Raw genomic sequence first — 13,110 nt, forward strand, 5'->3', positions numbered from 1 at the left:
ACCTGATATATCCCATAGGAATAGTAGGTCTATTTATAAAAATATTAAAGGGGTTTTTAGACAGTCTGACGGTTTGCGGCTTTGCGAAGGCGGGGCTTTTACGCACTACCGTTCATTTGAAAACCACACTTCAATTATACGAAAAAACTGTCAACCGAAGCACTGCACCCCCGCTTTTGCAAAACCGCTGTTAGCAGCTGGGCTTCCTGTTCTTCGTCTGTTTTGTTGTTAGTTGTCCGCACGTTTGTAATGAAGTTGAGTTAGTCCGGTGTCAAATGTTTTTACATTTACAAGTTTTAGTTTTTGTTCAGGTCTGCCGTCTTTAAAAAGTCTTGTCCCGTTACCAACCAATATTGGAATTACCGAAATTATTATCTCGTCCAACAAGTCATTTTTTAAAAGTTCGTTTACTATCTCTGCTCCACCGTCACAGAAAATGTTTTTTCCGTTCTCGCTTTTTAATTTTATCACTAAGTCGGTCAAGTCGCCTGTGTAAAAAACCGTTTTGCCGATTGTTGGTTTTGCAGTCCTGGTGATGATGTAAGCGTTTTTGTCAGCGTGCGGAAATTCACCAACTTGTTTCATTACCCAATCATAAGTTTTTCGTCCGAGTATTACGGTGTCAACGGTTGAAACAAAGTCTGAGTAACCGTAATCTTCTCCTTCTTTCTCTACTATTGAAAGAAAACTCAAGTCGTCATTTGGTTTGGCGATGTAGCCGTCTAAACTCATTGCGATGTAAAGAATTACTTGTCTGTTATTACTCATCTATTTTTCAAAAAAAAATTAATCGTTAGTTGTAATGCTGTCGGATAATTGTCAGTCCGTTAACAAAGTCCTTTTAGACGCTGAATTACTGTCCCCCCGACACCAAGCCAAAATAAAAAGAACAACTCTAAAATACTACGCCAAAGTCTGCCGAAAAGTTGAACACGGGGACAGTCATTCAACGTCTTTTTGTTACTCCGTCAATGTGCTCGCAGTCGTCCGATAGCCTTGCTGCTAACGGTTCTGCGCTTGGCGTTCGTGCGGGATTTAGGAGGACAAAACTGTCAACCTACCACAAAACTCCAATTGAAAAACTGAACTTGAATTTAACCACTGAACCCCGCATGACGCCAAACGCATGTTAGGGCATCGTGCTTCTTCTTCGTCTGCTCGGTTTTCTGTCGGTTTTGTCGAGCGTTGGGACAGACACACTCTTTGCCAAGCTTTGGTCTGTGCGTTGGCTTGTGCGGCTTGGCAATGTGTGTGGCTGTTGGGCTGGCTACTCATTTTTCTTCCTTTGTCATTATTTATAATTGTCCTCCAACTCCTTTAAACTTCTCTACAAACGAAACTAACTTTTGAAATACACTTTGTTTTTTTGTCAAATATTGAGGATTTAAAGGACTCATTTTTGGTAAAAGTGCATTCAGTTCAGTTCCGTTTTCACTTGCATATTCTCGCTTCAAGGAATTTGTTATGTAACGCTTCGCTGCTTCTTCATTTAGATTTTCTTCTGTGATTAATTCCAGTGCTTCCGCTTTCTGTTTGTTTTGAGCAAACACAAAAAATGAATCTATCACATTCGCTTTGTCTTGAAGTGTGTCAAGGTCGGTCTCATTGATAAAGTCAACTACCAAACTTTCTTTTGCTCTATTTCCAACACTTGCACGGATTACTCTGCGTATTTCAGTAATTAAAGTGTCTTTGTCTTTGGTTTTCTTGTTATGCTCAAAAATCAATTCAAGAATGTAGTCAAGGTTAATTTCTTGCGATTTCAGCAAGTCAACTTCAAATACAACATCGTCCCAGTCAATTGTAGATTCTTCTGATTCTTTACCGCTTTTCTCACGTCTTAACCAGTCACGAATATCATTGTAAGTTGAACGGTAATCTTGAACTGTCCTTTCTTTGAGCAATTCGATATTTTGCATTGCTGCAACGTCCTCATCTGTTACAAAATGTGCTTTTTTAAATTCTTCAACTGCTTCTGGATTATTGATGTCAATTGCTTGAAGTGCTTTGAGATGATTAAACTCATCGTAGTTCTGGAGTATGTTTTCTACTCTTAAATATTCTCCGAATAGTTTTGCAAATTCCTTTTTGTCTTTCTCTTTTATGATTTCGTCAGGGTTAGGGAATTTCTCATTTAACTCTTTTACTACTTCAACATAACCTCTACGTGCTTCACCTGTAACAATGTCCGTAAAGCCTTCCAAATATTCTTTGTAGCTCTTTTCAAGAACCACATTTTTGGTATTGCTGTCTCCGAAAAGCGTAATTGCATCAATGGTTGCTTTTTCTAAATCACGGAATGTTACAATGTTTCCAAAAGTCTTTGTTGCATCATAAATTCTGTTTGTTCTTGAAAAGGCTTGAATTAAGCCGTGATAACGCAAATTCTTGTCAACAAATAATGTGTTGAGTGTTGGAGCATCAAAACCAGTTAAGAACATTCCGACTACAATAATTAAGTCAATCTCTTTGTTCTTTACACGTTTGGCAAGGTCACGGTAATAATTTTGAAACTCATTACTGTCAACGCTATAACTTGTTCTGAACATGGCGTTGTAATCATTGATAGCTTTGGTTAAAAATTCTTTGGCTGTAACATCCATTGCAGAAGGCTCAAAAGTTTCGTCAACTATTTCACCAATTGCACTCTGTTCTTCGTTTGCTGCAAAAGAAAAGATTGTTGCAATTTTTAAAGGCTTGTCGCTGTTTTTTTGAAGGCTGTTTAATTCTTCATAATAACATTTGGCTGCATCAACACTGCTTACGGCAAACATGGCATTAAAGCCCTTGTTGCTTCCTTGATTTCTGTGGGTTTTTATTCTGAAATTCTGTAAAATATATTGAGATATTTCACTAATACGAGCAGGGTGCAGCAATGCTTTTCTGTTTTCTGCTGCACTTAACTTTTTCTCGTCTTGTTCGGTTTCTATTTTCTTAAACTGAGGTCGAACATCATTGTAATCAACCTTGAATTTCAGTACTTTTTCATCTCGAATGGCATCCGTAATTACGTATGAGTGCAATTCACGACCGAAAACACTTGCCGTAGTTTCAGCACCTAAAGCATTTTGAACGAATATTGGTGTTCCTGTAAATCCAAACTGATAGAACTTTTTAAACTTCTTATTTAGGTTCTTTTGTGCTTCACCAAACTGAGAACGGTGGCATTCGTCAAAGATGAAAACAACTTGCTTTTGATAAATAGCTAAATCACCCTCAGTCTTCATGAGGTTGTTTAGTTTTTGTATTGTAGTTACAATTATCTTGTTGTCGTCCTTTTCAATATTCCGCTTTAAACCTGCTGTACTATCAGAACCATTCACACTGTCGGGAGAAAACCGCTGATATTCTTTCATGGTCTGAAAGTCCAAGTCTTTACGGTCAACTACAAAAAATACTTTGTCTATAAAATCCAATTGCGTTGCTAAACGTGCCGCTTTAAAACTGGTAAGCGTTTTACCCGAACCTGTTGTGTGCCAAATGTAGCCGCCACTGTCGGGTTTCGACCAATTTTTGGCTTGGTAGGAACTTTCAATTTTCCACAACATTCTTTCGGTGGCTGCAATTTGATAAGGTCGCATAATTAAAAGTGTATCGCTTGTATCAAAAACCGAATAGGTTAGTAACACATTTAACAATACTCTTTTCTCAAAAAATGTTGTCGTAAAATCTTTCAGGTCTTTAATCAGCGTATTGTCAGCTTTTGCCCAATTCATGGTAAAATCAAAGCTATTCTTATCACGCTTTATAGTGTTAGCAAAGTAACGGGTATCAGTACCATTGGATATAACAAAAACCTGTACGTATCTAAAGAGGGAGTTATTACTGTTATAGCTTTCTTTTGAATATCTGTGAACTTGGTTAAACGCTTCACGGATAGCAACTCCTCGTTTTTTTAATTCAACCTGAACCAATGGCAAACCATTTACTAAAATGGTGACATCATAGCGATTAGCATGAGAGCCCTTCTGTTCAAATTGCGAAATTACCTGTACTTTATTTCGGGTGATATTCTTTTTGTCTAATAAGTAGATGTTTTGAATATGACCATCATCAAAAACGAAATCATAGATATAGTTGTCGTGGATTTTTCTTGTTTTCTCAACAAGGTTATCGCTTGGCTTGTCCAAATATTCTTTCACAAAACGAGACCATTCTCCATCCGAAAATTCCATATTGTTAAGCGATTGTATTTGCATTCTTACATTCGCCAACATCGCTTCTTGCGTAGTTAAGATTGTTGGATTTTCATAACCTTGGTTGACTAGGTCTTGAATAAATTCCTTTTCCAGTGCTGCCTCTGTTTGATAAACAGCAGGTGCTTCATTCACCTCAAAATGCTTGGTGAATTTATCCAACACGATGAAGTTGTTAGATTCTGCTATGGTTTTATACTGTGACATTCTCTTCGGTTGTGCTTGTGTTAATAGTTGGCTTGAAGCCGTACATTCTTTTTATTTCATTAACGAGAAAGCCTAATACCCTTTTGTCATTTTCTTCAACAATTGCAATTTCATCACCATGATGTTTTGAATGACTTGATAGGTTTATTATTCTTCTGTAATATGCTTCTCTTGACTCTTGAGGCAAAAGTTCTTCCCATTTATTGTATCCAAGAAATGTGGAAGTCTTTTCTAGTATGTTGCGTAGAAAATTAAAATGAAACTTTTTTATCTCACCTGTTGGCTGTATTGCCTTCTCCAATTCTGCCAATAGAAATAAGTGATAAGAAAAAGGGGAATCATTTTCTAATTCATTAACTGAAAAAGTTCCATCATTCAGCTTTTCTAAAATCCATTTCTTAGTCCTTCTAACTCTATTAAATTCATTGAAAAGCACATTGTAAAAAAGTGGATTGTGCGTTGTGATTATGAATTTCAAGTCCGAAGTGCTTGACTTTATTAACTCTGAAATATTCACAGCTAATTCAATTAAATGGGTGTCATCTAAGGAGCTAACAGGGTCATCAATAAAAATATATTCTAGCTTATCATATTGGTCGGTTTCACGATTTTCTTTTTCCGCAATGTTTAAAACACTTACAACTTGTTCCATTAAACTGAAAAAGACACTCCAAATAAAACAGCTTTCTTCTCCTTTAGAAATTTTCACAAATTCAGTATCACCCTCATTACCTCGTTCAAATGAAAATCGAACCTCTGTAAATTCTTCATTGAATTGCGGGGTTAATTTGTCATTAGTTAATAGCTGAAAATTCTCAACAATATTTCTGTCTTGACCTTGTTCTCTGAGTACCCAATTTGTAAAACTGTTGGGTTGTATTTTTAGCTTTCTATCAGAGTCAGCCTCCAAATCATTATCCCAAAAGAATAAGTCTTCTGTAAAAGCATTATAGTAAAGTATTTTAATCCCTGAATCTTCTTCTTGTTCTGCTTCAATTTCTTTTGGGGCTATCAACTGCTTAAATTCTCGTGATAAACGAGTTTTACCTGAGCCATTAAAAGCATAGATTAGCTGTACTTTTTTATCAGCCTCTCTAAGTTTTTCAGATATTTGTATTAACGACTGTCCCATGTTATGATTCTAAATTATTCTTAGGAAAGGTTAGTAATAAATCACGATAGTACTCGTATTGCTTTTTCCTTAACTCAATCTCTTTCGGCAGACCTTCGCTGATTGAAGTGGTGAGGATGTCAAATTTGTCAAGTATGGTAACAATACGTTCCTGTTCTTCTGGTGAAGGAACTGGGATTAGAACCTTTTCCAAACCTCTGGCATTAATGGCGGATATTTTTCCCGATGAAATATGTTTTTTTATTTGGTCGTGAAATTGTTTAGTACGTGTAAAGTATGCTACATATTTTGAGTTTAATGGGCTTCTGAAAGAAAAGCAAGCATCGTGAATTACAACGCCCTCATCACCTAACCAAGCCGTACCTAATCCAATGTCCTCAATGGTTTCACCAGCAGCCACAATAACGACATCACTATTTTCAGCAATTCGTAGATTTTTTCTTTCCACCAATTCCTCACTCAGAAATGATTTGCTTTTGTTTGCCCAAGTGCCATAAAAAGTGTACATCTCTCCATAATGGATGCAGGGTACACCTTCTGAAAGCATATCATCTTTTACAAATCGTTTGCCTCTTTGAAATTCTCCAATTACGCCTAATGGTTCTCTCTGAATTTCTACCTCGGCAAATTCAAAAAACTGTTCTCTGTAAAAGATGTATTGTTTTTTACGAGCTGTAAGCTCCGCTGTAAGCTCCGCTGTAAGCTCCGCTGTAAGCTCCGTAAATTTATCTAGAATACGAACAATCTCTTTTTGGATTTCAAGCGGAGGGATTGGGATTTGCTTATTTGAGTAATTGCTTATCCATTGTCTTTTATGGTCACCATTAACCAATCCACTTGGTAAAGTATTTAGCCAATAATAAATATATTTTAATAATGCTTTCGATTCATCTTTTGAAGTTATCATCTTCATTGCGGATGATTTTGCTTTAAAATCAAAATCTACCCATTTGTTGGCAGTCGTAAAATCATCAAAAATTATTACTGGATTTTGTGAGGCTTTATAAATGCCTTCTTTTTCATCAGTATAACCAAGGATAAATGTTTTACCAGCAGTCAATACTGGAATAGTGTATTTATCATTATAATTATTTGACTTTACGAGGTATTTAGTTGGTTGTTCGTAATCAGCAAAATCACCTAAAACACCCCATTCAACATGAATGCCATCTAATAATTTATTTAAATAGCTCATGCCTCAATCTCTTTTATTATTGAATCAATATCAGCCCTAAGTGAATCTATCTTAGCAACAGTTTTGGAAACTTCTTCGTTTAGCTCATCTATATCGAATTTGTCCCGAGTATCCTTTGATTCTACATAGGAGCTAACAGAAAGATTATAATCGTTTTCTGCTATGAAAGAATTGTCAATTGTTTTTGCGACATGCTCAACGTCTTTTTTGTTGTCGAACATCTCCATAATCGTTTTGATATGGTCTTCAGTAAGTTCATTGTTATTAGTTACTTTTCTGAAGAAATCTTCTCCGCTTGCATCAATAAACTGAGTTTTGTTTTCAGTCTTATGCTTCGATAACACAAGTATTGAAACTGCTATTGGAGTTCCATAGAATAAGTTTGGAGCAAGAGAGATAATAGTTTCAACAAAATTATTTTCTACTAAATACTTCCTGATTTTCTGTTCAGCACCGCCACGGTAAAAGATACCAGGGAAACAAACAATTGCTGCTCTGCCTTTACTGGATAGAAAACTTAAAGCATGAAGCACAAAGGCAAAATCTGCTTTTGATTTTGGAGCCAAAACACCAGCAGGTGCAAAACGGTCATCATTAATCAGCGTTGGGTCATCGTCACCAATCCATTTTATAGAATAAGGAGGATTAGAAACGATGGCATCAAAAGGTTTTTCATCTCCATAATGTGGGTCAATAAGTGTATTGCCAAGGGCAATATTAAACTTGTCGTAATTGATGTTGTGCAAAAACATATTCATACGAGCAAGGTTATAAGTCGTGTGGTTCACTTCCTGCCCATAAAAACCTTCTTCAATAATATGATTGTCGAAATGCTTTTTTGCTTGTAACAACAAAGAACCTGAACCTGCCGCAGGGTCGTAAATCTTGTTTACCTTGTCTTGCTTGTGCATTGCCAATTGTGCAATGAGTTTTGAAACGTGTTGCGGTGTAAAAAACTCACCTCCTGATTTGCCTGCGTTGGCTGCATAATTGGAAATCAAAAACTCATAAGCATCACCAAAAAGGTCAATTTGATTGTCTTCAAAATGACCAAAATTCAGTTCTTCTACACCTTTCAAAACGGCAGCTAAACGCAAGTTTTTGCTTTCAACGGTATTTCCTAGTCGTGTACTTGTTGTGTCAAAGTCGGCAAACAATCCTTTAATGTCTGGTTCAGAAGGATAGCCGTTAGCGGAACTTTCTATAGCGTCAAAAATGGCTTTTAAGTCCGTATTCAAATTAGGGTTGGTATTGGCTGTTTTGGCAACATTCACAAAAAGTTGACTTGGATAAATGAAGTACCCTTTAGTTTTTATCGCATCGTCTTTTATTTCGGGTGTAATATCTTTATCAGGGTAGTTTCTATAGTTTACACTTTCATCACCACCTTCAATGTAATTGGTGAAGTTTTCACTAATGAAGCGATAGAACAGCGTACCTAAGACAAACTGTTTAAAGTCCCACCCATCCACTGAGCCACGTACATCGTTGGCTATTCTCCATATTTTAGCTTGCAATTCTGCTCTTTGTGCTGTGCTTGTCATTTCTTGTCTTTAATTAAGTCTTGAGGTTTAACTCCTAATATTTGGGCGATTTCAAAAAGCACTTCAAGTCTTGGCTGCTGTCTGTTTTGCACATAGCCATTGACCATGTTGTAACTTTTACCAAGTTGTTCAGCCAACCAAGTTTGTTTGATTCCTTTCTCTTCCAACACTTCTTTAATTCTGTTCATGTCATTTTGAAATCTGTCCGCAAAGATAAATTTAAAATCCTGTCTATCTCATTTTTCAATATACTTTTCGTTCGTTTCCTTGCTAGTCCGTCCGAGCGTGGGCAAAAAAATAGGCTCTTTTGGTTTTTTGCGTTTGGCTTGAGGGTCGGCAAAAACCAAATGTGCCTATTTGTGCGGTGGGTTTTTTAGCATGTGCCCTAACTTATTTATTCCCGCCATTTTTTGGCGGTAATTGGTCTCTATTGGATCGATTACCGCCATAAGTATCGAAATTTATGGCGGTTTATTTCTTTATAAATCATCGAATGGAGACTTTACATTTTGTAAGGATTTGGTCGAAACATACGTGTAAATCTCAGTTGTTTTACTACTGCTATGGCCCAGTAGCTCCTGGATAAGCCGCAAATCCGTGCCCGCTTCATGCAGGTGGGTGGCATAGGAGTGTCGAAGCCAATGTAAGGTTGGTTTTTTGTTCAGTCCTGCTTTCTTTACCGCTTGATTCATTACATTTTCTAAACTCTTTTCCGAATAGGGTTGCCCCAATACCTGTCCTTCAAATAAATACTCGCTTGGCTTTTCGTATCGATAGTATTCGCGAAGGATCTCTAGAATTTTCCCATTAATAGGCACCACTCTATCCTTGGCTCCTTTGCCTTGATGGACGTGTAGCATCTGACGTTTAGAGTCAATATCGGTGATTTTTAGATTCAGAAGTTCCCCTCTTCGGAGGCCACAGGCATAGATCAAGCTAAGCATGGCTCGATGCTTGATGTTTTGGTGGGCTTGGAGGATCAATTTCACTTCTTCTTTGCTAAGTACATGAGGCAGAATCTTCGGTTGCTTCGGTCGTTTGATTAGCTCGGGTTCCAGTTTGCGCTTTAGTTGGTTTGAAAAAAAGAGCTTGACCGCATTGATCACCCCGGACTGGAACGAGGCGGAGTATTTTCTATTAATGATATAATCTTTATTGAAAAGTTCCAAGTCCTCGTTGGTGATTAATTCAGGATTTTTATTCTGCATAAATCGAAAAAACAATCCGATTCCCTGACTGTAATTTTTTATGGTAGATTCAGAGTACCTGAGGTTTCGCATCCAGTCAGAAAATTTATTGATTTCCACACTCATTTCTCCTGATAGATCAGGTAGGGGTACAAATTCCGGTTTAAGTTTTACTTTTTTGAAAGCAGTATAGTCCAGCCAGGCTTTTCCTTTGAAAATCGGGAGTAGTTCATTGATTAGTGTTTCCGAATATGGTATTGCCCAGGCTTTCAATTCGGGCTGCCATTTAGCATTCGGAATTTCTCTTACCATTTCGATCAACTGATGATCAAAAGAAAATTCCAGCAAGGCAACTGGCTTTTTTTTGACTTCTCCGTTTTTGATAAAAATGGTTTGCATCGGTCGAAAAATGAACGACAGAAGGTATTAAAAAAATTGTGGAAATAAAATTTTTTGATTGAACGCTCCTTTTCCAGCAGTTGAAATTTTTGATTTGCGGTGATTAATTTAGACCCAATGTTAGGGCACGGTGGTCAAGTTTGCTTGCGGGTTAGTTTCATTTTTCTCGAACGCTTCTTTATCATCCTCTCCCAATAAAAACCCGATAGGCTTCAGTCCGGAATGGTGAAGGGATATAATTTTAACAATTGCAAAAATGGGCACAAACAATATCATCCCGGCCAATCCCCAGATTATTCCCCCCATGACTACTGCAACAATTACAACCATAGGATTTAATTTGAACTAAATCACCCATTTTGAGGATGTTGTTCCTTAGTTTAGGATACATGATGGCAAATATCCAAGTACCTAAAATCATTTCTGAAACAGCTCCAGGAATGGCATCCAAACACCTCTTGCCATGGGCACCCGTTCCCATTTATGAAAGGTTAAATGAAGCAGATCGTGCTTTTTTGATCGGCAAAGGCAGGCCTTCAGCACCTATTGAATTCCCAAAGAAGTCTTCAGCTTTCCCTTTGTGACCTTCAAAAAGGACAAATTGAATTGGGTGATTGAGGTTCAAGACAAGGTCAAAATCCAAAAACTCCTCCTCTTTTCACATTGCCTACCGGCCAGACAGGTTTGCGGTAAAAACCTTTGCATTCTTTGGTGCACTTAGCGGTTAAAAAATGATTTATAAAAACAGCCTGAAGCCATGAACTGTCAGGTCTCCCTGATCAAAGTCCAATTCCTCCGAGCGCTGAAATCCCATTTTCTCGTACATTTTCCAAGCCGTCATCATGGTATGGGTAGTATGCAGAATCACCTGAGTGAGGCCGGATGCTTTAGCCTTTTGGATGCAGGCATCAGTGAGTGCCTTTCCAATCCCTTCTCCTCTCGCTTTTGAAGCTACAGCCAAAAATCGAATCCCAGCGGCATTGGATTCTTGCGTAGCAATGCCTTTGGAACCATAGTGACTCATGTCCCCAAAGTACACTACTGCTCCTATTACTTCGCTTTGGGAATTCAAAGCGATCAAAAGTGATGTCTTAGGCTTCTCTGTAAACCTCCCGATTTGGCGCAGTGTATCATAATATTCAGGCAAATCATCCGGTTGTGGGAAGCCTTTCAGTCCGGAATAAACTGACTCCAAAAGTTTGCCTATTTCCCCAAACTCTCCCTCTTGACCTTCCCTGATGAAAAAACGCTCCTGTGAAAAAGACATAAGTTATTTGGGTTTATTTGACTGATAATTACACCTTTTCCACTACAGCATCTAATTGATTCATAGTTTTTTCCACAGATTTCCATTCTGCAAAAGCAACGATTCTCACTAGGAATGCCAATAATTTCCCTGGATTAATCAGCTTTTGAGCAAGCCTCGAAATATTGGTATCGCGGTCTTTAATCTGAAAATCCTTGTCCGGATCGGCATGATATTCACTCGCATACTTCCAAGCCCCATCTCGGGCGATTTGGATGGAGAAGTTGAGCAGCATCTCATCTCTGCCTTTAGCCAGGGGTATCAGCCAACCAAAAATCGGCGATACCTTACTGATATTTGCTTTTACCCCATCTACCAATTCGGCCAATACTGCATTGATTTTATTAAAATCCCCTTGAATTCCAATCAAGTCTTTTCCAACCATAGTTTCTGAAGCGGCGATTCCCAAGTCAAGATTGATGTGTGCATTGATGCCTAGAAACAGATGCTGCAGGACTAGGTTTCCGGAGGATTTACTTGCTTCAAAAGCAAGTCTCCAACTTTCAGTAGGTTTAGAACCGTTTTTCCAGATATCATAAGCATCCACAAATCGCTTCGCGAAAAGTACATCCAGCACTTCCATTCGGGGGTTGTCTTCGAATTCACCAGCCAAAATTCCATCTCGGACTCTTCGCGTTACCTGCCGATACAAAATCGCAAAATACCCGATGCGGCATTGTTGGGTTGCGCACTCAGCCACGATTTGGTCCATTCGGATTAGTACGTCATCGATTGTTTGCATTCTTGTTTTTCTATTAGATCCCTTATTTACCAATAATATATTCTTTAGTCTAAAAATTGGCAAAAAGGATCAAATTCCTGCCACTTCGGTCTGCGGTCTCCCGTCTTCCCCCCTTCGATTTATGCGAAATTCTAGTCATAAACGAATGATGTACTTCCAAATTATATAAAAAAGCTCTTCAACACATCTCCGACATAGTATGCTACTACCGCAGCCAAAAGCCCCAAAGCCAAGGTTTCAGAAACACTTCTAAACGCTGAGGTCTGGTTGACAATTCCTTTCAGAAAGCCTACGATCATAAAGGCAAGTCCAGTCAGTATGCTTGTCCAAAGGAAAATATTGAGATTGGTTGGGAAAAAGAAATCATAGAGATAAACCATCAAAGGGATAAATCCGACCAAAATAAAAGAGATTAAAGTGGCTAATCCGATTTTGAAAGGACTTTTACTGTCACGCATCATTCCGAGTTCGTCCTTCATCATTTCTGCTACCCAGAGATCCTTGTCGGAACAGATATGGTCGACAATTTTGTCCAACAATTCGCCTTTAAATCCCTTCTCCTTATAGATATCAACGATTTCTCCTCGTTCGACCTCTGGGAGATTTTCGATTTCCCAGTACTCGATTTTCTCATGCTTATCAAAATTGTCTTTTTCACTTTTGGCGGAAAGATAGGCTCCTACAGACATCGAAAAACCATCAGCAAGCAAATTTGCGAAGCCTAAGATAATCAGGATTCCGGCATCCAGATTGGCACCAAATCCACCTGCGACAACAGCAAAGGTGGTAACCGCACCGTCAATTCCTCCATAAACAAATTCCCTCAGATATTCCTGTAATTTCCCGAAATGGGTATCAGTTAAATGAATGTCTTTTTCCATTTTTTAATTTAAATTTTCCAGAAAAAATCGTTTCACATTTTCTCCCATTACCGCACGGATTTCGTCTTCAGAAAATCCAGAATTCATTAGCCCTTCTACAATTAGCGGGAGTCCGTTGATATCAAAAGGCATAGCCACGAGGAAGAAGAATATTTTTTTCATTAAGTGGTGGGTTTGAGTTCAAGTTACTTGAAAAAATATTATGTGTATTCGCAATTCTGCCAGTAGCCATATTTTGTTAAGTTTCACCTCGACTTCGCTCGGTGTCCGGTAGTTTTTTTTATGGGAGGGGAGGAATATGCGGCGCAGCCGCATATTCCT

The 13,110-nt window shown here is 38.2% G+C and carries 14 protein-coding genes; 2 read left to right on the plus strand and 12 right to left on the minus strand.

What is annotated here, in order from left to right; all coding sequences use genetic code 11:
* Nucleotides 1-194: hypothetical protein (locus ACK4HU_RS21735; protein WP_409810241.1), on the plus strand; the 194-nt coding region annotated here is incomplete at its 5' end.
* Nucleotides 195-228: 34 nt separating this feature from the next.
* On the opposite strand, the gene ACK4HU_RS21740 is transcribed toward ACK4HU_RS21735, so the two are convergent.
* The 8 genes from ACK4HU_RS21740 to ACK4HU_RS21775 all read right to left on the minus strand — a co-directional run bounded on the left by ACK4HU_RS21740 (nt 229) and on the right by ACK4HU_RS21775 (nt 10,190).
* Entirely contained in the window at nt 229-768 is a 540-nt protein-coding gene (locus ACK4HU_RS21740) for a dihydrofolate reductase family protein (protein WP_409810244.1), read from the minus strand.
* A gap of 527 nt (nt 769-1,295) precedes the next feature.
* On the minus strand, nt 1,296-4,403 hold the full coding sequence (locus ACK4HU_RS21745; RefSeq protein ID WP_409810247.1) for a type I restriction endonuclease subunit R: 3,108 nt from the start codon (nt 4,401-4,403) through the stop codon (nt 1,296-1,298).
* The gene (locus ACK4HU_RS21750) at nt 4,390-5,535 is read right to left on the minus strand and encodes an AAA family ATPase (RefSeq protein ID WP_409810249.1); all 1,146 of its coding nucleotides are present in this window, start codon (nt 5,533-5,535) and stop codon (nt 4,390-4,392) included. The genes ACK4HU_RS21745 and ACK4HU_RS21750 overlap by 14 nt, the downstream gene beginning before the upstream one ends.
* Before the next feature lies 1 nt (nt 5,536).
* Nucleotides 5,537-6,730: a restriction endonuclease subunit S gene (locus ACK4HU_RS21755; protein WP_409810252.1), complete on the minus strand. Its 1,194-nt coding sequence runs from the start codon at nt 6,728-6,730 to the stop codon at nt 5,537-5,539.
* Nucleotides 6,727-8,274 (minus strand): type I restriction-modification system subunit M, encoded by a 1,548-nt coding sequence (locus tag ACK4HU_RS21760; RefSeq protein ID WP_409810255.1) that lies wholly within the window; start codon nt 8,272-8,274, stop codon nt 6,727-6,729. The genes ACK4HU_RS21755 and ACK4HU_RS21760 overlap by 4 nt, the downstream gene beginning before the upstream one ends.
* Entirely contained in the window at nt 8,271-8,462 is a 192-nt protein-coding gene (locus tag ACK4HU_RS21765) for a helix-turn-helix domain-containing protein (RefSeq protein ID WP_409810257.1), read from the minus strand. The genes ACK4HU_RS21760 and ACK4HU_RS21765 overlap by 4 nt, the downstream gene beginning before the upstream one ends.
* A 291-nt stretch (nt 8,463-8,753) precedes the next feature.
* Nucleotides 8,754-9,860, minus strand: a complete 1,107-nt coding sequence (locus tag ACK4HU_RS21770) for a tyrosine-type recombinase/integrase (protein ID WP_409810260.1) — start codon at nt 9,858-9,860, stop codon at nt 8,754-8,756.
* A 120-nt stretch (nt 9,861-9,980) separates the two neighbouring features.
* Nucleotides 9,981-10,190: a hypothetical protein gene (locus tag ACK4HU_RS21775; protein WP_409810263.1), complete on the minus strand. Its 210-nt coding sequence runs from the start codon at nt 10,188-10,190 to the stop codon at nt 9,981-9,983.
* 35 nt (nt 10,191-10,225) lie between these two features.
* On the opposite strand from ACK4HU_RS21775, the gene ACK4HU_RS21780 reads away from it, so the two are divergent.
* Nucleotides 10,226-10,444, plus strand: a complete 219-nt coding sequence (locus ACK4HU_RS21780) for a hypothetical protein (RefSeq protein ID WP_409810265.1) — start codon at nt 10,226-10,228, stop codon at nt 10,442-10,444.
* 152 nt (nt 10,445-10,596) lie between these two features.
* Here the strand turns inward: ACK4HU_RS21780 and ACK4HU_RS21785 are convergent, their stop codons facing one another.
* The 4 genes from ACK4HU_RS21785 to ACK4HU_RS21800 form a co-directional block, all read right to left on the minus strand.
* Nucleotides 10,597-11,127, minus strand: coding sequence for a GNAT family N-acetyltransferase (locus ACK4HU_RS21785; RefSeq protein ID WP_409810268.1), 531 nt, complete (start codon nt 11,125-11,127; stop codon nt 10,597-10,599).
* Nucleotides 11,128-11,155: 28 nt separating this feature from the next.
* A complete protein-coding gene (locus ACK4HU_RS21790; RefSeq protein WP_409810271.1) occupies nt 11,156-11,908 on the minus strand; it encodes a DUF5995 family protein in 753 nt (250 codons plus the stop codon).
* Nucleotides 11,909-12,069: 161 nt separating this feature from the next.
* Nucleotides 12,070-12,789 carry a VIT1/CCC1 transporter family protein gene (locus tag ACK4HU_RS21795; RefSeq protein WP_409810274.1) on the minus strand — a complete coding sequence of 240 codons (720 nt, stop codon included), beginning with the start codon at nt 12,787-12,789 and terminating at the stop codon, nt 12,070-12,072.
* 3 nt (nt 12,790-12,792) lie between these two features.
* Nucleotides 12,793-12,951 (minus strand): hypothetical protein, encoded by a 159-nt coding sequence (locus ACK4HU_RS21800; RefSeq protein ID WP_409810277.1) that lies wholly within the window; start codon nt 12,949-12,951, stop codon nt 12,793-12,795.
* Nucleotides 12,952-13,110 lie beyond the last annotated feature (159 nt).

The sequence above is a fragment of the Algoriphagus sp. genome (assembly GCF_046296635.1).
Taxonomy (GTDB): Bacteria; Bacteroidota; Bacteroidia; order Cytophagales; family Cyclobacteriaceae; genus Algoriphagus.